General features: G+C 60.2%; 19 protein-coding genes and 1 tRNA gene. 6 read left to right on the top strand and 14 right to left on the bottom strand.

Translation table 11 applies throughout. The features are described from left to right. Nucleotides 1-144: 144 nt before the first annotated feature. Together BBF94_RS03515 and BBF94_RS03510 are read left to right on the top strand one after the other, a co-directional pair. Complete coding sequence (locus BBF94_RS03515; protein WP_007958066.1) at nucleotides 145-615, top strand: RNA methyltransferase; 471 nt, start codon at nucleotides 145-147, stop codon at nucleotides 613-615. A gap of 81 nt (nucleotides 616-696) precedes the next feature. Further along, a complete protein-coding gene (locus BBF94_RS03510; RefSeq protein WP_065257664.1) occupies nucleotides 697-1074 on the top strand; it encodes a YgaP family membrane protein in 378 nt (125 codons plus the stop codon). A gap of 3 nt (nucleotides 1075-1077) precedes the next feature. Here BBF94_RS03510 and BBF94_RS03505 read toward each other — a convergent pair whose 3' ends face one another. Then, nucleotides 1078-2307: a hypothetical protein gene (locus BBF94_RS03505; RefSeq protein ID WP_065257663.1), complete on the bottom strand. Its 1230-nt coding sequence runs from the start codon at nucleotides 2305-2307 to the stop codon at nucleotides 1078-1080. Between the two features lie 20 nt (nucleotides 2308-2327). Then, nucleotides 2328-2777, bottom strand: coding sequence for a YcgN family cysteine cluster protein (locus tag BBF94_RS03500; RefSeq protein WP_065257662.1), 450 nt, complete (start codon nucleotides 2775-2777; stop codon nucleotides 2328-2330). 281 nt (nucleotides 2778-3058) lie between these two features. On the opposite strand from BBF94_RS03500, the gene BBF94_RS03495 reads away from it, so the two are divergent. Further along, nucleotides 3059-3652 (top strand): nitroreductase family protein, encoded by a 594-nt coding sequence (locus BBF94_RS03495; RefSeq protein WP_065257661.1) that lies wholly within the window; start codon nucleotides 3059-3061, stop codon nucleotides 3650-3652. A 126-nt stretch (nucleotides 3653-3778) separates the two neighbouring features. On the opposite strand, the gene BBF94_RS03490 is transcribed toward BBF94_RS03495, so the two are convergent. From BBF94_RS03490 to rnd, 3 genes are all read right to left on the bottom strand, one after another. After that, the gene (locus BBF94_RS03490; RefSeq protein ID WP_065257660.1) at nucleotides 3779-4711 is read right to left on the bottom strand and encodes a D-2-hydroxyacid dehydrogenase; all 933 of its coding nucleotides are present in this window, start codon (nucleotides 4709-4711) and stop codon (nucleotides 3779-3781) included. A gap of 105 nt (nucleotides 4712-4816) precedes the next feature. After that, the gene (locus BBF94_RS03485) at nucleotides 4817-5110 is read right to left on the bottom strand and encodes a YcgL domain-containing protein (RefSeq protein ID WP_065257659.1); all 294 of its coding nucleotides are present in this window, start codon (nucleotides 5108-5110) and stop codon (nucleotides 4817-4819) included. Further along, on the bottom strand, nucleotides 5107-6240 hold the full coding sequence (gene rnd / locus BBF94_RS03480) for a ribonuclease D (protein WP_065257658.1): 1134 nt from the start codon (nucleotides 6238-6240) through the stop codon (nucleotides 5107-5109). Before rnd ends, BBF94_RS03485 begins: the two co-directional genes overlap by 4 nt. A 295-nt stretch (nucleotides 6241-6535) precedes the next feature. On the opposite strand from rnd, the gene BBF94_RS03475 reads away from it, so the two are divergent. Both BBF94_RS03475 and BBF94_RS03470 read left to right on the top strand, forming a co-directional pair. Beyond that, complete coding sequence (locus BBF94_RS03475) at nucleotides 6536-7720, top strand: cyanate transporter (RefSeq protein ID WP_065257657.1); 1185 nt, start codon at nucleotides 6536-6538, stop codon at nucleotides 7718-7720. A 213-nt stretch (nucleotides 7721-7933) separates the two neighbouring features. Beyond that, nucleotides 7934-8869: a LysR family transcriptional regulator gene (locus tag BBF94_RS03470; protein WP_065257656.1), complete on the top strand. Its 936-nt coding sequence runs from the start codon at nucleotides 7934-7936 to the stop codon at nucleotides 8867-8869. Nucleotides 8870-8872: 3 nt separating this feature from the next. Here the strand turns inward: BBF94_RS03470 and BBF94_RS03465 are convergent, their stop codons facing one another. From BBF94_RS03465 to BBF94_RS03440, 6 genes are all read right to left on the bottom strand, one after another. Beyond that, entirely contained in the window at nucleotides 8873-9238 is a 366-nt protein-coding gene (locus BBF94_RS03465) for a 5-carboxymethyl-2-hydroxymuconate Delta-isomerase (RefSeq protein ID WP_065257655.1), read from the bottom strand. Between the two features lie 57 nt (nucleotides 9239-9295). Continuing rightward, nucleotides 9296-10222, bottom strand: coding sequence for a LysR substrate-binding domain-containing protein (locus BBF94_RS03460; RefSeq protein ID WP_065257654.1), 927 nt, complete (start codon nucleotides 10220-10222; stop codon nucleotides 9296-9298). A 72-nt stretch (nucleotides 10223-10294) separates the two neighbouring features. Next, nucleotides 10295-12391: a DUF6311 domain-containing protein gene (locus BBF94_RS03455; protein ID WP_065257653.1), complete on the bottom strand. Its 2097-nt coding sequence runs from the start codon at nucleotides 12389-12391 to the stop codon at nucleotides 10295-10297. After that, nucleotides 12388-12774, bottom strand: coding sequence for a GtrA family protein (locus BBF94_RS03450; RefSeq protein WP_065257652.1), 387 nt, complete (start codon nucleotides 12772-12774; stop codon nucleotides 12388-12390). Before BBF94_RS03450 ends, BBF94_RS03455 begins: the two co-directional genes overlap by 4 nt. Then, on the bottom strand, nucleotides 12771-13481 hold the full coding sequence (locus tag BBF94_RS03445; RefSeq protein ID WP_065257651.1) for a class I SAM-dependent methyltransferase: 711 nt from the start codon (nucleotides 13479-13481) through the stop codon (nucleotides 12771-12773). The genes BBF94_RS03450 and BBF94_RS03445 overlap by 4 nt, the downstream gene beginning before the upstream one ends. Nucleotides 13482-13484: 3 nt before the next feature. Continuing rightward, complete coding sequence (locus BBF94_RS03440; RefSeq protein ID WP_065257650.1) at nucleotides 13485-14453, bottom strand: glycosyltransferase family 2 protein; 969 nt, start codon at nucleotides 14451-14453, stop codon at nucleotides 13485-13487. 279 nt (nucleotides 14454-14732) lie between these two features. Here BBF94_RS03440 and BBF94_RS03435 point away from each other — a divergent pair, with 279 nt between their 5' ends. Continuing rightward, on the top strand, nucleotides 14733-14924 hold the full coding sequence (locus BBF94_RS03435; protein ID WP_065257649.1) for a YegP family protein: 192 nt from the start codon (nucleotides 14733-14735) through the stop codon (nucleotides 14922-14924). Between the two features lie 292 nt (nucleotides 14925-15216). Here BBF94_RS03435 and BBF94_RS03430 read toward each other — a convergent pair. The 3 genes from BBF94_RS03430 to BBF94_RS03420 form a co-directional block, all read right to left on the bottom strand. After that, nucleotides 15217-15306, bottom strand: a tRNA-Ser gene (locus BBF94_RS03430). Between the two features lie 84 nt (nucleotides 15307-15390). Continuing rightward, nucleotides 15391-16104 (bottom strand): phosphoribosylaminoimidazolesuccinocarboxamide synthase, encoded by a 714-nt coding sequence (gene purC / locus BBF94_RS03425; RefSeq protein WP_007963288.1) that lies wholly within the window; start codon nucleotides 16102-16104, stop codon nucleotides 15391-15393. A gap of 28 nt (nucleotides 16105-16132) precedes the next feature. Beyond that, nucleotides 16133-16894 (bottom strand): MBL fold metallo-hydrolase, encoded by a 762-nt coding sequence (locus tag BBF94_RS03420; protein ID WP_065257648.1) that lies wholly within the window; start codon nucleotides 16892-16894, stop codon nucleotides 16133-16135. Nucleotides 16895-16898 lie beyond the last annotated feature (4 nt).

The following is a 16898-nucleotide window of genomic DNA, read 5'->3' as shown; positions in this document are numbered from 1 at the left end:
CCACATTGGTTTTGTGTACGACACCGATCTGTGGGAGCGAGCCTGCTCGCGAAGGCGGCCTGGCAGACACCGCCAATCTCAAACTGAACACCCCTCCCCCAATCCCCGTATAATCGCCCTCTTTTTTCCGAAGGCCCTCCGCTCGTGGCAGACAAACGGTACAGCTGCATTGGCTTGTATAACCCCAAATCACCGGAAAACGTCGGTTCGGTGATGCGCGCCGCAGGCTGCTACGGCGTGTCGACCGTGTTCTACACCGGCAAGCGCTATGAACGCGCCGCCGATTTCGTCACCGACACCAAGCGCGTGCACTACGACATCCCGTTGATCGGCATCGACGACCTGAAAAAGATCCTGCCGCTCAATTGCGTACCGGTCGCCGTGGAACTGGTCGACGGCGCCCGCCCGCTGCCGGAATACACCCACCCGGATCGCGCCCTGTATATCTTCGGCCCCGAAGACGGCTCGCTGGATCAGGAGATCCGCGACTGGTGCGAAGACGTCGTGTACATCCCGACCACCGGTTGCATGAACCTCGCCGCCACGGTCAATGTCGTGCTCTACGACCGCATGGCCAAAGGCCTGAACACCCGTTCCGGGCCGAAATTCCGCTGAAGCGCCGCACATCCGATGGAACGAGCTGACTGCCGGTGCAGTCAGCTTGTTTATCCATCACTCATTGCCTGGAGAAAGATCATGACCGAGCTCAAACGCGTCGAGCGTATCGAATCCACCCCGTTCCAGACCCGTTCCGAACAGAACGTCGAAGGCTGGGAGCGCATCGGCTCGCTGGCCGGCGGCGTGATCATGGTCGGCAAGGGCCTTCGCCGTGGCGGCGTGTTCGGCCTGATCCAGGTGGCCATCGGCGGCGTGGCCATGGCCCGAGGCATCACCGGCCACAGCTCGGTGAAAAGCCTGCTGGAAAAAAGCCGTCAGGACATGAACAACGTGCGCACGAAGATCGAGCGCGCCGGTGAAGAGCTGAGCAAGCTGAAAGCCAACGCCGAAGCGGCGACCAGAACCGCGACCGTGACCGGCAATGATTCGGTGAAGTCGCCTGAAGCCGGAGTTTGACAGTCAGCGAAGCAACCCCGTATCAAGGACTTTGGACGACTCGCCGATGACGCTATCGGCGAGTTGCCCGAACGCCTTGGTATCCACCGTCCCCAGATGCATGGCCCCGCGCAGCACATCATCCAGCGACCGTTTGTTGCGGGTCTTCAGACGAATTTCACGATCCAGTTCCTGCAGCAGCAAAACCGCTTTGGATACCTGTGCCGGGCCGATCTGTTCACCGCGCAAGGTCGTCACCTTCTGGCTGTCTTTCGCCAATTTCACCTGATACGCCTGATAACGTTCGTCGCTAATGCCACCCGCACGACGCACCAGTTCGACGGCGTAATACTCGGCGAACCCTTCCTTGATCCAGTCGCTGCGCTGCTCGTCGTTGATCCGTGCGAACACTTGCGCCAACTCGCGAACCAAAGGGCTGCTGCCGCTTTCGCTGACCATGGGCAATCGGGTATTGAGATAGATGGACTCGTGTGCGGCCATGCTGCCGCGCCACATCGGGTCGTTGGCGCCGACGATCAGCAGCTTGCCCGGATGGCGTGGAAACACCGCTTGCACCTGCGGCCAGACAAATGTCAGCAGCGTCAGCACATCCATCCGGCGCATGCCCTGCCCTTGCGGCGAGGCCACCGTCACTTCGGTTTCGCCCAACCGCGTACGGCGGCTGCCAAGGTGGCCGGCCAGCATCCAGCCCGTGGGCCGGTCGAACAGACGGGATGGATTGTCGATGCGGAATTTGTTCTTGCCGATACGCGGCCAGGCGGTTTCGACGCTTTTCCAGCCGTCGGGCAGTTCGAATTGCAGGCGCGAGACCAGTTCAATGCCGTCCTGCTGATCGAGCTTCGCAGCGGGCACCAGTTCATCGCCGCGCATCAGCGCCCAGGTCGGAGTCATGCGCGTGTCGAAACTGCCGCTCTTGCGGCCGTGGCTGATGCGTACGCGGTAGGTCAGGCTGGCCTTGTCCGCCGTCGGTCGCCATACGCCGCGGGCGTGTTGGCCCGGTGCCAGTTGCCATTGGCCATCGGCCTTGAAGTCGCTGTAGCGGCTGCCGTCGCCGAGGTCGAAATCCAGACTGCGCACGGCCTCGCCTTTGGCCAGGGTCAGGCGTACCTCAGCCTGATCGCTCTGCGGCAGCAGGCGTACCTGATAATCCAGATCGACCTTCTTCGCCGCCCACACCGGCGCGCTCAGCGCCAGCAGCGTGACGATCAACGCCCGGCGCAATCCCGTCGCCATACCTGCTCCTTGGTCAGTCATTAACCTGCGCGGAAAATCAGGTGATCTTCCCAGTCCTCTTCCGGCACGCTGCCTTCGGCGAGCATGCGTCCGGACTGGGAAATCCGTTCGTGGTGCACCGCGTCGCGATCACCGCAGACCAGGTGGTGCCACAACGGCAGATCCTTGCCTTCGCTGACCAGCCGATAACCGCAGGTCGGCGGCAGCCACTTGAATGCTTCGGCCTGGCCCGGGGTGAGCTGGATGCAGTCCGGAACAAACTTGATACGGTTCGGATAATCGCTGCACTGGCAGGTTTTCAGGTCCAGCAGTTTGCAGGCGATGCGTGTGTAATAGACGCTGTTGTCTTCTTCATCCTCGAGCTTCTGCAGGCAGCACAGTCCACAGCCGTCGCACAGCGATTCCCATTCCTCGTGATCCAGTTGATCGAGGGTTTTGCGTTTCCAGAACGGTTCGACTTTGGCGGCCATGGCTCAAGCATCAACATCAGGTGGTGAAAAGGCCGCCAGTCTAGTGCCCAGGGCCCTGTGGGCCAAGCGTCGGCGACTGCCGGTTGTGCAGGGCTTGTCAGTTTTTGCGCGGCCAAGTAGCTTTGCCAGTCTCAAGAAGCCGGGCCGGAGGCCATTGACGCTCGACCGCGTTGCACTCCGGTGAACTGCACGGCTCGAGACTCGCCCCCCATCGTTCAGCCCAACTGATCCCGCCGGGTTTCGCTTCCAACCTGTTCTCAAACGTAGCAAGGAATCTCTCGATGAGTGCCAACCCTCGCGTTGCCGATTACGCCATTCACCCGCAGTTTACCGATCGCTGGTCGCCCCGGGCCTTCACCGGCGAAGCGATTCCGGAAGAAACCCTGCTGAGCTTCTTCGAAGCTGCGCGCTGGGCACCGTCGGCGTACAACTCGCAGCCGTGGCGTTTTCTCTACGCCCGTCGCGACACGCCCAACTGGGAGCGTTACCTGGGCCTGCTCAATGAATTCAACCGTGCCTGGGCGCAACATGCTTCGGCGCTGGTGATCGTGATTTCCAAAACCACCTTCACCGCACCGGGTGCGACCGAGGAAACACCCGCACTGTGGCACACCTTCGACACCGGTTCTGCATGGGGCCACCTGGCACTGCAAGCGAGCCTGAGCGGCTGGCACACCCACGGCATGGCCGGCTTCGATCAGGAGCTGACCCGCAAGGAGCTGAACATTCCGCAAGGTTATGCGCTGCACGCGGCGGTCGCCGTCGGCAAGCTGGGTGACAAGGCAACCCTGGCGGACTACCTGCAGGCACGGGAAGTGCCGAGCCCGCGTCGTCCTTTGAGCGAGCTGGCGGCCGAAGGCGACTTCACCCTCTGAGCCACACTGCAAAACGAACTGTGGGAGCGGGCTTGCCCGCGAAGGCGTTGTGTCAGTCAATAATGATCGTGACTGTTACACCGCTTTCGCGAGCAAGCTCGCTCCCACATTTGTATAGCGGCGGACTCAGTAACCGCGCGCGAAATCGACTTCCCCGCGCAACGCCTCGCCCGCTTGGTACGCCCGCAGGTTATCCAGAAACAACTGCACCATCATCGGCGGCGATGTCGGTGCCGAGCTGTGTCCGGTCAACAGCAAGCCCCATGCGGTCCAGAACGGATGACGCTGTGGCAGTGGCTCCTGACGGCAAACGTCGATCACCGCACCGGCCAGATGGCCTTCCTTCAGCGCTTCCACCAGATCCGCATCGACCACCGCCACACCGCGTCCGGCGTTGATGAACAACCCGGTCGGCTTGAATTGCCTGAACAGCGCTGCGTTGTAGATGTCATGGGTGTGCTCGGTGTTGGGCAGCAGATTGACCACGTAATCCACTTCACCCACCAGCCGTGGCAGGTCAGCCATCGAACCGACTTCGACAAACGGCGCCTGCTCCCGGGCGCTGCTGGCGATGCCATACAGCACGACGCCAAATGGCAGCAGGAACTGCGCCACGCTCTGGCCGATGTCACCGGTGCCGACGATCAGCACCTTGCGCCCCACCAGACTCTGGCCGGTGCGGTTGTCCCATTTGCGCTCGACCTGACTCACCAGCCGGGCCAGCACTTCACGCTCGTGACCGAGCATGTAAGTCAGCACGTACTCGGCCATCACCTGACCGAAAATACCGACCGCCCGGGTCAGGCGGTAATCCCGACGCAAGCCGTCGGCCAGCAGCGGCGTGATGCCGGCCCAGGTCGATTGCAGCCATCGTGGCTGATGGCCCTGACGCAACAGGGTCGCCAGCAGATCGGGCTGCCCCAGCCATACGGGGCAATCAACGGCCTGACGGGCCAGCTCGGCGGAGTCGCCGCTGGTCAGCACTTCAAGCTCGGGAGCTGCCTGACGCAGCAGCCGGGCGTATACCGCGTGGTCGTGTTCAGCAATCAGAACGCGCATCTTCAAACCTTTCGCAAGCCGTGCAAACGACCGCCCGTCTGGGGCAGTCATCTCGGTAAAAACAGTTTCAGGGATTACAAGAGGCCCAGGACAGGGCCTCGCAGGTCAGACCGGGTCGTTGCGTCGCAGCAACTCTTCCGGCAAGTGCTCGATGTACTCTTCTTCGGCCGGCGGCATCTGCAGGTGGTAGCCCTGCCTGTCGAGGTTTTCCAGCACCACGGCGATGTCTTCGCTGGCCAGCTTGCGCTCGGGGGTCAGCACCAGATCGAAAGAATGCTTCGCCTTGCCGAAAGCCGCCATCAGACCTTCCGGCACGCGCTCCAGGGCATCACTCTTGAGCACGTAGAGGTACATGCCGCTCTTTTTCGAACTTTGATAAATGGAGCAAATACGTTTCAAGGCTGTTCTCCGGCGGTGGCCAGGCTGTCGAGCAGCTTCTGGCCCATCAATTCGCGGCGCCAGCCACGCAGCGAATCAGGCAATTGATAAGGCCCCTCGGGGAAGCCGCTTTTGACCAGCGCTTCGAGGGTTTTCTTGCGCAGCATCAGTTCCGGCGCGATCCCCAGGCGTTCGGCTTCGGCCTGACCGAGGGCCCGCAACCGTTTGATCAGTGCGGCGGCTTCGATCGGCAGCGGTTCCGGCACGGCCGGCGGCCACTGGTCAGGCCCCACACTGCCAGAGCGCTTGATCAGATCAAGCAGAAATTCGCCGTCCTGACGCACGGTACGCGGATGCATGTCTTCGATCTTGCCCAGCGCGCTGAGACTGTCCGGTTGCGTGCGGGCCAGCGGCCACAGCGAATGCTCACGGACAATACGATTGCGCGGCAGGTCGCGGGCACGGGCCTCGCGCTCACGCCAGGCGCAGAGTTCGCGCAACACGGCCAGTTGAGCGCGGGACAGTTTCCACGCCAGCTTCGCCTCGCGATACACCTCGTAGGGATCGGTCTCGCGGCGCAGGTTGGCGACCAGTTCGGCGCCGTCCTCCAGCACCCAGGCAAATTTGTCGTCGGACAGTTTCGGACGCAGTTGTACGAAAACCTCCGCCAGATGCACGGCGTCTTCGGCGGCATAGCTGATCTGCGTGTCGGACAACGGACGCTGCAGCCAGTCGGAACGGGTTTCACCCTTCGGCAGTTCAATGCCGAGCACTTCCTGCACCAGACGCGAATAGCCCATCGAGAACCCGAGGTTCAGGTAGGCAGCCGCCAGTTGCGTGTCGAACAGCGGCGCCGGCAGGCTGCCGGTCAGGCGCAACAGGACTTCGAGGTCTTCGCTGCAGGCATGCAGCACCTTGAGCACCGCCGGGTTTTCCAGCAACGCCGCCAGCGGTTGCCAGGCGTCAATGGTCAGCGGGTCGATGAGATAGGCGCGTTTGCCGTCGCCGACCTGCAACAGGCCGGCAATCGGGTAGAAGGTGTCGACCCGCATGAATTCGGTGTCGAGGGCAACGAAAGGCAACTGCTGCCACTCGGCGCAAAACCGCGCGAGGCTATCGTTGTCGCGAATCCAGTGAATATCGATGGCCACACGGCTCTCCCTTCAAGAATGGCGCGCAGTATATATCGCCATCGGTGCTTTCCGCGCCTCCGCAAGGTCTGTGCTTTGATGAAATCTCCCGCCTGAGAACAAGAATAGTCTTACAGAAAGATTCCGCAGACTCGGTTCCTGGCCAGGACTGCCTTCTGTCTGAACCGCCAATGAACCTGTCAAACCCGCCAATCGACTGGCTATCGACTTTTTAAATACCACCCGGGATTTTCTGATTTGCCGCCGGCGGCACTGCGCTCGCTTAATCGCTGGCCGTTCGCTCAAAGGTCTGAACATGGAAAACACACGCGTCACTTCCCGCCCCGTTGTCTGGCTGATGCTCGGCATCATTCTGGTCGCCCTCAACCTGCGCCCGTCGATGGCCGCCATCGGGCCTTTGCTGTCGGCGATTCGCGGCGATATTGCGCTGAGCTTCAGCGTGGCATCGTTGCTGACCATGCTGCCGGTGATGGCAATGGGACTGGCGATGTTCTTCGGCGTCGGCATCAGCCAGCGCCTCGGCGAACAACGCACAGTGGTGCTGTCGTTGCTGATCATCGGTGTGGCGACCCTGTCCCGGCTGTTTCTCGATTCGGCACCGCAACTGATCGTCAGTGCCGTCCTGGCCGGGTTCGGCATCGCGCTGATCCAGGCCTTGATGCCGGCGCTGATCAAGTCGCGGTTTCCCGGCAACGTGGCACTCTGCATGGGGCTCTATGTCACGTCGATCATGGGCGGTGCTGCACTGGCCGCCTCGCTCGCGCCACGGGTGATGCTCGACACCGGCAGCTGGCGCGCCGGGCTGGCGATCTGGGCGGTATTGGCGCTGCTGGCGTTGGTGTTCTGGTGGTCACAACGCGATGACGCACCGCCCGGCACGATCACGGCAGTGAAGAAAAAATCCTTCATCAATCATCCCCGCGCCTGGCTGCTCGCCCTCTTTTTCGGTCTCGGTACGGCGTCCTACACCTGTGTGCTGGCCTGGCTCGCGCCGTATTACGTGGAAAAAGGCTGGAGTGAACAGAATGCCGGTCTGCTGTTGGGTTTTCTGACGGCCATGGAAGTGATTTCAGGTCTGGTGGTTCCGGCGATTGCCAACCGAAGCCGTGACCGGCGCCTGGTCCTGGGCGCCCTGCTGGGGCTGATCATTGCCGGGTTCTGTGGGCTGATCCTCAGCCCGCAATACCTGAGCCTGCTGTGGCCATGCCTGCTGGGGCTGGGGATTGGCGGGTTGTTTCCGATGAGCCTGATCGTCTCCCTCGACCACCTCGACAACCCGCAACACGCAGGTGGTCTGACGGCTTTCGTACAAGGTGTCGGTTATCTGATCGCCGGCCTCTCACCGCTATTGGCCGGGGTGATCCGCGATCGGCTGGGCAGCTTCGAATGGGCCTGGTGGTCGCTGACTGCGGTGATGGCGGTCATGCTGCTGATGGTGCTGCGTTTCGACCCTCGACATTACGCCCGGCACTTTCACTGATCGGGCGTTGTGCACGGGTCTTCCCCTGTCTGGCTAAAGGCTTCTGGCCATCTTTTGTACAAAGGATTTGACACGTCGTATTACTAAAACTTTCTGTCCCACAACTGTCCGTGAAAAATCCTACAGGGCTTTCTCCTGGCACCATCGTTCCGTTACGATCATGCGCACACGTTTGCGCGGATTCGGCGCAAGGAGCACAGCGAGACGGAACGGATGCTGAACAGTAACTTGCTTAGAAAGCTCGACATGCAGGATCTCATGGTGTTTGTCGCCGTGTATGAGCAAAGCAGCGTCACCGATGTGTCGGAGGCGCTGTTTGTCAGTCAGTCCACCGTCAGTTACTGCCTGAAGAAACTGCGCACCAGTTTTGAAGACGAACTGTTCGTCAACACCCGCACGGGCATGCGCCCGACCTACAAGGCCAGCAGCATGTATGGCCACGTGCAGAAAATCCTCGAAAGCATCAACCTGTGCCACGCCGGCGCCCCGGCGTTCGACCCGATGGCACAGCCGGTGACCTTCAACATCTGTGCACCGGAATACTTCGAACAACTGATCCTGCCGCGCATGTTGAAGCGTTTCGACTTCGACGATCTGCCGGTGATGGTCAACATGCACAAGTTCGAAACCGATGTCCCGGCACAGGAGTTGCGCGACGGCAGCCTCGACCTGGTGATCTGTTTCGGTCCGCACTTCCATCGCAGCCATGCCGACCTGAAATCCCGGATGTTGCTGGAAGATGATCTGGTCTGCGTTTTCGATAAACGTGCGACACCGCTGGAGCCACGTCTCAGCCTGCAAGCGTTCACCGAGCGGCGGCATGTGTTCCCCACGCCCTGGACCTCGACCACCAACATGGTCGATGGCTGGCTGGCACGGCAGGCACAGAAGCGCCAGATCGTCGCCCGCTCCAACAGCTACAGCGCCGCCTTGAAGATGATTACCGGAACGGATTTCATCCTGACCCTGCCCCGGCGCATCCAGCGCTTGCTGACCAACGATGCGGTGTTCAATCACTGCGAGGCGCCCAACGGCCTGCCGGGTTTCACTCTGGACATGCAGTGGAGCCACAGCGTAGATCAGGACAGCGCCAATCTGTGGCTGCGCGAGCAGGTCATCAAGACCTGCGCAGAGCTGGAAGCGGCCTGAGTCCTACATGCCGATGGCGGTTTTGCTGTAGGAATCGCGGTCGATATCCAGCAACTCCACACACAGCTGGACTTCGACCCCGGCCGGCCATTCGCACAACTCCTGCAGCACCGCCAGCAAGCTCTGCGAAAGTTGTTTCTTGATTTCCGGCGAGCGGCCACTGAGCAACGCCAGCTTCACATGCACGAAGGCGCGTTCGCCCATGCCGGTACCGACCTTGAAGGTCTCGACCTTCACCGCACGGCTCTTGATATCGAACTCCGCCGCGAACTGACCGGACGCCACCAACGTGTTATTGAGCCGGATCAACGCCACATCGGCGTTCAGTTGCGGCAGGTTGGCGGTGTATTCCATGTGCAGGTGTGGCATCGAAAGACTCCAATCGGTCGGCAGAAAGGCCGTACATATACCACAGCAACGGCTGACTCACGCCAACGATGGCATCACCGGCCGCTCGCTCATGAACTGTTCCAGCCGTGAGCGCAGCCAGCGCTCGGCCGGGTCGCTGTCGACATGGCTGAGCCAGACCATCGACAGATCGAGCGTCGGCGTCTTGAACGGGAATGCTTCCTTGAACAGCAGCCCCGATGCGGCCATGGCTTCGGCCGTGTAGTCCGGCAGGCTGGCGATCAGATCAGTGCCCGCGAGCAGCGCCGGCAAGGCGCTGTATTGCGGCACCGACAACACCACCTGACGGGTGCGACCGAGATCCGCCAGCCACTCATCGGCATAGCCACTGACATTGGCCGTGTGGGAAACCAGTACGTGCGGACGTGCGCAATATTCATCGAGGGTCAACGGGGTGTCGGATTTGTCGGCACGCAGGATGCTCGGCTGGATATGTCGCAACAGCTTGCGCTTGGCATTGGCCGGCAGGCCCCGGGTCTGGCTGATACCAACGGTGATGTCACCCGCCGCCAGCAGATCGGGAATCCGCCAGTAATCGACATGCTGCACCACAAACACCACGTTTGGTGCTTCCTGGCGCAAGGCGCGCAACAGCGGCGGCAGCAGACCGAATTCGACATCGTCCGACAGGCCGATGCGAAAGGTCATGGTGCTGACGGCGGGATCGAAATCACGGGTCAGGCTCAGCGCCACGGACAGCGAGTCCAGCGCGGGTTTGAGATGGCGATAGATGTCTTCGGCGCGGGCTGTCGGCTCCATGCGATGACCGACGCGAATGAACAATGGATCGTTGAGCATGGTGCGCAAGCGATTGAGCGCCGAGCTGATGGTCGGCTGGCCGAGAAAGAGCTTTTCCGCCGCCCGTGTCACGTTGCGTTCGAGCATCAAGGTTTCGAACACCACCATCAGGTTGATGTCGGCCTTGCGAAGTTCATTGCGGTTCATCAATTGCCCCCTGTCCCCGGATTGCGGGCAGTGTAGAAAGGCTGCAGGGGCAGCGTCCATCAAAACGGTGCGTCATTGCACCGTCAGAGACTTCAGCCCCAGGCCCATGACCCGCGAATCATCATTGATACCCAACTGCCGGGGACTGATGGCATCCGGCAATTGCAGTTCGATAGTGAGCCGGTCGTCTGTCGCAAGGCTCTGACTGAGCGCGGAACTGATCGGGACCTCCAGGCGATTGCTAAGGAGCTGTGTCAGACTCGTGCTCAATACCTGTTCGCCATTGAGGTTCACGATCACTCGCTGAGCAGGATGCTGTGGCTGGACGAAGGCCAGTGCGTCGAGCACGATTGAACGCGCCTGCGGCACCAGGCGCATTTCGATTTTCGCCTGTTGCCCGTCCGTCCATGTGCCCCAGCTTTCCGGTGTCGACCAGCCGTCGGCCAGTTGTCGATTCCGATAGTTGAATGTCAGCGTTTGCCCAGGCAACGAGAGGGGAATCATGGATATCCGCTGCCCCTCATCCTTGATGGACAGACACTGTGCGCAACGTTTCCACCCGGGAGCGAGCACAATGAGGCCATCCACACGGGTCAACAGATCGGTTTCACTGTTGACGCTTTTGGCTGCGTCCGCCAGGACGTCGTCGCTGAGGATGTACAACGAATCTGCGTCGTATTGGCCCGAGTCGAGCATGCGTCGCGCTTTCTGCTGTGCAAGCGCCAGTGCCGAAGCACTCACGCGTGCCAGATAGACGGCATCGGTCTTCATGCCGTGAGCAACGGCAAACCCGGCAATCACCTGCCATCGATCGTCCTGATTCTGCGGCATCAGACTGCGTACATTCGCGTAATGCCCGGCTGCGCTTGCCCAGAAAGAATCGTGCATCGGGCTGCCCCAGGCCGCCGATGGCGCAAGCATTTTCCCCTGTCTCAACCCAAGCCAGCCATTGCGGGTATCGACGACCTGGACCACCAGTGCCATGGCGAGCAAAAAAATGACAACACGTGGCCGGTAACCACGCACCACGAGATAAAGCACGCCCAGAACAAGGGCATACAGCACCGGCCAGAACATCCGCCCCGAGGCCCGGAAGACATTGGCCAACTTGAGGATCATCTCCGGCAGCGGGTAGCCCACGGTCAATGCACCGATCCCGATCTGATTCGACAGCGCGAAAACCCATAGCCCGAACAAGGCCAGCAACAGCCATGGACGGGCGCGCACCATACCCTTCAAGGATTGGCGATTGCCCACCCAGGCAATCAGCGCCACAGGCACCAGCAGAAGCACGCCCAGCCCCATGTAATTGAAGCCTTCAAAGTCATCTTCGCGTTTTGGCAAATCGGGCAGGACCCGGGACCAGCCCGCCGGATCGACCGGCGACAGCACATTCATCCGGTACAAGCCGAAACCGGCCGAGGCCGCACCATCGGCAATGCAGAAATAGCCGGCCTGCCAGCAGCACACACTCACCAGCGCAAACAGCAATCCACCTTCGATCAGCCCTTGACGCGGGGTCAATTGTCGACTGAATGCCTTGCCCAGCAGATCCGCCAGCCAGATCAGGGCCACCATGGCCAGCAGGTAGGCATGCACCCATGACGTCACCGCCAGCAACGAACCCCAGACCCAATGGCGTCGACGCAGACCCGGCACCAGCGCCAGATACAGCGCGGCCAGAATCAGGAAATGCCCCGCCAGAGAAAGATGCGCGCCCATGCGCAGAAGCATGACGGGCGAGAACACCAGCAGGCCCGTTCCCAACAGGCGAATCACGGGATTGCCACTGATCAGCCCGAGCAGTTTCCAGCCAAACCAGGCTTGCAGGACACAACACGCCAGCAGCCACAGGCCAAAGTACTGGAAGGTGTCCGGCAGCCACGCACTGAAAAGCTTGAACAACAACGCCAACAAGGGGTTGGAATCGGAAAAGATGATCGAACTGCTCAGTTCCAGGCCATAGGACGGATTGAGCCCGAGCGGAAAAGTCCAGGGCGCATGTCGGAAGAATTCCCAGCCCAGATAATGCGTCGCCGGATCTCCCTGCTCGAGCCAGGCAATGTTTTGCGGATTCAGCGCTTGCGGCCCGATCGCCAGGAAAAACACCAGCGCCCCCAATAGCAACGGCAGCAAGGAGAGCGCCGGGTGCTCGCGTATATCCTTCATCGATAGGTCCAGAAGTTGTGCAGCACAAAAGTGAATGCGGGAATGGTCAGCGCAACCGCCACGATACCCAGCAGGTAGTGCAGCCCTGCCATCTGCGCGGCCCAGGCGACGAACATCGCCAGGAAAAATCCTCCCGCCGAAACCAGCAGGAATCGCAGCAACGTCTTGCCGTGCAAGCGGGCCGAAAAACTCCAGGTGGTGTTGATCACGTAGGACACCACTGTCGCGATGGCAAATGCCACGCCGTTGGCCAGCGGCGGTTGGGGGCTTACGCCATTGATGAACAACACTGCCACCAACGCATGCAACGCAGTGACGAACAGCCCCGTCACGGCAAAGCGCAGGCCGCGTCGGATCAGCGCGTCTTTCTCGGCAGACGTCACGGTTTGCGCGCCAGCACGAATACACTCAGTCCGGCCAGGCGGTTCATGCCCATCAAAGGTAGCTCCAGGCTGCACAGGGTCTTGAGCAGCGCATTAACCAGCGGGTGATGTTTTTTCAGCTGCGAGCGCGGTTTCGAACCACTTGAACCACCGGGAATCAGGCGCGACGCAACGGCAATCGGGAACACTGCGCCGAAGTAATAAGCGCCCTTCTCGACCGTCAATCCGGCGTTCTTTGTCAGAGACTCGAACTGTCTCAGGGTGTAGCGGCGTTTATGCTCGAGAAAATCATCGTGCCCGCTCCACATGAACTGGAACGCCGGCACGGTCATCAGAAAGCGGCTGCCGGACGGCACTTTGTCGACGTAGGACTTGAGCAGACCCAGATCGTCGTCGACATGTTCCAGCACATCCATCAGCAATACCAGATCGGCGTCCACGGTATCGATCGCACGGCGGTAATGCACCGGTTTGCCACCCGTGCTGCCACTGGATTCGGCGGGGTAGCTGATGTCCACGCACCAGGCCTCATGCGCTCCCGTGCGGGCCAATAAATGATGAGAGAAAAAACCGGACCCGGCGCCGACGTCGAGGATGCTTTTTATCGGTGCCTCGCCCAGCAACCGGCGGGTCGCCGCTGCTTTGGAAGCGTAATACCAATGCTCGCCGATGCTGTCGCCGAGGATATCGGTTTCCTTGAGGTCCATGCTTCAGTCTCTGGATTCGTAAATGCGGCGCACCAGAAAAACCGGTCGGCGCTTGGCTTCGATGTAGGTGCGGCCCAGGTATTCGCCAAGTACGCCGATACCGATCAGTTGCAAGCCGCCGAGGAACGTCACCGCCACCATCAGCGATGCATAACCGGGCAGATCGACGCCGTAGATCAGCGTACGCACCACGATGAACATGGCAAAGGCAAATGACACCAGAGACACCAATGCTCCAAGGTACGTCCAGATCCGCAATGGCTCGGTGCTGAAACTGGTGATGCCTTCAAGCGCGAAATTCCACAGCCGCCAGCCATTGAATTTACTCTGCCCGGCCGCCCGCTCCGGGCGCTCGTATTCGACCTGAGTGGTGCGAAACCCGACCCAGGCAAACAGGCCTTTCATGAATCGCCGGGATTCCGGCAGCGTCAGCAACGCGTCCACCACACAACGGTCCATCAGACGAAAGTCACCGACGTTCTCCGGCAACGACTGTTCGGCAATCCTGTTGTGGAGGCGATAGAACCAGGTGGCGGAAGTCTGCTTGGCCCAGGAGTCGTTGCGACGGCTGAGGCGATGCCCCAGTACCACTTCGTATCCCTCACGCCAACGCTCGATCATCTGCAGAATGACCTCGGGCGGGTCCTGCAAATCGATATCGATCGGCACCACGATCTGCCCGGTACAGATCTGCAAACCGGCGGAAAGCGCAGCCTCCTTGCCGAAGTTGCGACTCAGATCGACGATGCGGATACGCGAGTCGTTTGGTTGGCAGATCAGCAGGCGCTCCAGCGTCGTATCGCTGCTGCCGTCATTGACGAAAACCAGTTCAAGGCGGATCTGCTCTTCTGGGTCGAAAACCTGATGGATGCGCAGAAGAAAGCCGTCGAGGCTGTCCTCTTCATTGAAGACGGGAACCACCAGCGACAACGTCACCGGCCCCGCGTTTTGCGTTCCGTGCGCTTGAGTCAATGGACTGCTCTTTTCTTGTCGTGTCTGTCGGTCGCCGAAAAGGATTCGACGCCATGAGCCGCACCGTATTAAGCAGCACCACTGAAGTATCGTGCAAGGGTAGCGCAAGGACGTACCGGCCAATCCGGATGCCGTTCCTGACGCATTGCGCTCTCTCGCAGAAACATTATCGAACGATTGGAAACAAATCCCCGATAGCCAAACAGGAAGGCTCCGCTAGGCTTGCGAACATGCGTCAAACAGGTTGTCGCAATATCCCCATCGCATGGAGCGAACTCAATGTATTTCGAGATTTACAGGCAATCCAAGGGCACCCTCAGCACTGGCAAAGGCCAATGGCGCTGGCGGTTAAGGGCGGGAAACCATGAAACGGTCGCCAGCGGGGAGTCGTATGTGAACAAGGCGGACTGTCTGCATGTGATCGAGTTGATCAAAGGTGTGCACGGGGAAACGCCGGTGAAGGAAATTTGAGACGGGCCGATCATCTTGCCGATACGAAAACGACCCATGGATTTTCATCCATGGGTCGTTTCCAGTACGGACAGAGTTTCTCGGGAATGTGCCGGAAGGGAGTCGTGTTACTGCGGCGTACTTCCGAGCCTGGAACAGGGTTCGAGATAGCGCTTACGAACTCTTGAACTGCCTCTCGGAGCTTGTTGGGCTCCTCTTAAGCTTGATGACGTCAATCGATTATCAAGCGGCGTTTTTTTCAGCACATAAAAAAAGCCCCGCAGCTTCTCAGCTACGGGGCTTTTTCAATGTATGGCGGAGAGATAGGGATTCGAACCCTAGGTACCCGCGAAGGTACAACGGATTTCGAATCCGTCCCATTCGGCCACTCTGGCATCTCTCCAACGGCGCGCATCATAACAACACTTTCGTTGAATGGGAAACCCCTGAACGAAATATTTTCTGTGCTATCAGATGCTTGCGTCGATTAAAGCGGTACGCCCAGACGGTTGGCGACTTCTTCGTAGGCTTCGATGACGTCACCGAGGCCCTGACGGAAGCGGTCCTTGTCCATCTTCTTCTTGGTGTCCTTGTCCCACAGACGGCAGCCGTCCGGGCTGAACTCGTCGCCCAGGACGATGGAGCCGTCGCTGAACACACCGAATTCAAGCTTGAAGTCCACCAGCAAGAGGCCTGCGTCGTCGAACAGCTTGCTCAGGACTTCATTGACCTTGAGCGACAGTTCTTTCATGCGCGCCAGTTGCTCGGCGGTGCCCCAGCCGAACGCCACGACGTGGGATTCGTTGATGAACGGATCGCCCTTGGCGTCGTCCTTCAGGAACAGTTCGAAGGTGTATGGGTTGAGCTTCATGCCCTCTTCGACACCCAGACGCTTGACCAGGCTGCCGGCGGCGTAGTTGCGCACGACGCACTCGACCGGAATCATGTCCAGCTTCTTCACCAGGCATTCATTGTCGCCCAGCAGTTTGTCGAATTGGGTCGGGATGCCGGCCGCTTCGAGTTTCTGCATGATGAAGGCGTTGAACTTGTTGTTCACCATGCCTTTGCGGTCGAGCTGCTCGATGCGCTTGCCGTCGAACGCCGAAGTGTCGTTGCGAAACAGCAGGATCAAGCGGTCAGCGTCGTCGGTCTTGTAAACCGATTTGGCTTTGCCGCGGTAGAGTTCTTCACGTTTTTCCATGATGGGCTCCGCTTGCTAAGTAGATGGGCTAGGCGATGTGGCGCCAGTCGAGCCCTGAATCTTGATCGGCCAGTTGCAGCCAGTCCGGGTCGCACCCGAGGGTGTCGACAAAACATTGCCGGGCCAGCTGCGGCAGGTTGTTCTTGCTGCTCAGATGGGCCAGGACCAGGTGTTGCAGGCCTTGCCAGCCCAACTCGGCCACCAGGAATGCCGCCTGGTGGTTGTTCAAATGTCCCAGCTCGCCGCCCACCCGCTGCTTGAGAAAGTACGGGTAATGACCACGGGCCAGCATGTCGCGGCAATGGTTGGACTCGATCATCAACGCATCGAGATCCCGATAGCCATCCAGCACCCGCTCGCAATATGAACCCAGATCGGTCAGCAGGCCGAAACGCCGCTGTTCCCGATCACTGAAGACATACTGGGTCGGTTCCTGAGCATCATGGGCCACGGCAATGACCCGGATGTCCAGAGCACCGATCTGCAGTTGCTCGCCGCCGGCCACGAAGCCTGCGGATTCAATCGGTTTGCGCATCCCGCGCAACGTGCCGCGACTGAGGTAGACAGGCAGATTGTAGCGCCGAGACAGCAAACCCACGCCATGCACGTGGTCGGCATGTTCGTGGGTCACAAGTATCGCGCTCAGTTGCGCCGGGCTCACACCCAGGCGCAACAGGCGTTTTTCGGTTTCCCGAAGAGAAAAGCCACAGTCCACCAGCACATACGTATCGTCACTGGCGATCAGCGTGCCGTTCCCTTGGCTACCGCTGCCGAGAACGGCAAAACGCATGGGA

Origin of the sequence: Pseudomonas bananamidigenes, assembly GCF_001679645.1 — a bacterium.
Taxonomy (GTDB): Bacteria; Pseudomonadota; Gammaproteobacteria; order Pseudomonadales; family Pseudomonadaceae; genus Aquipseudomonas; species Aquipseudomonas bananamidigenes.
This window is presented reverse-complemented; position numbering and strand designations above follow the sequence as displayed.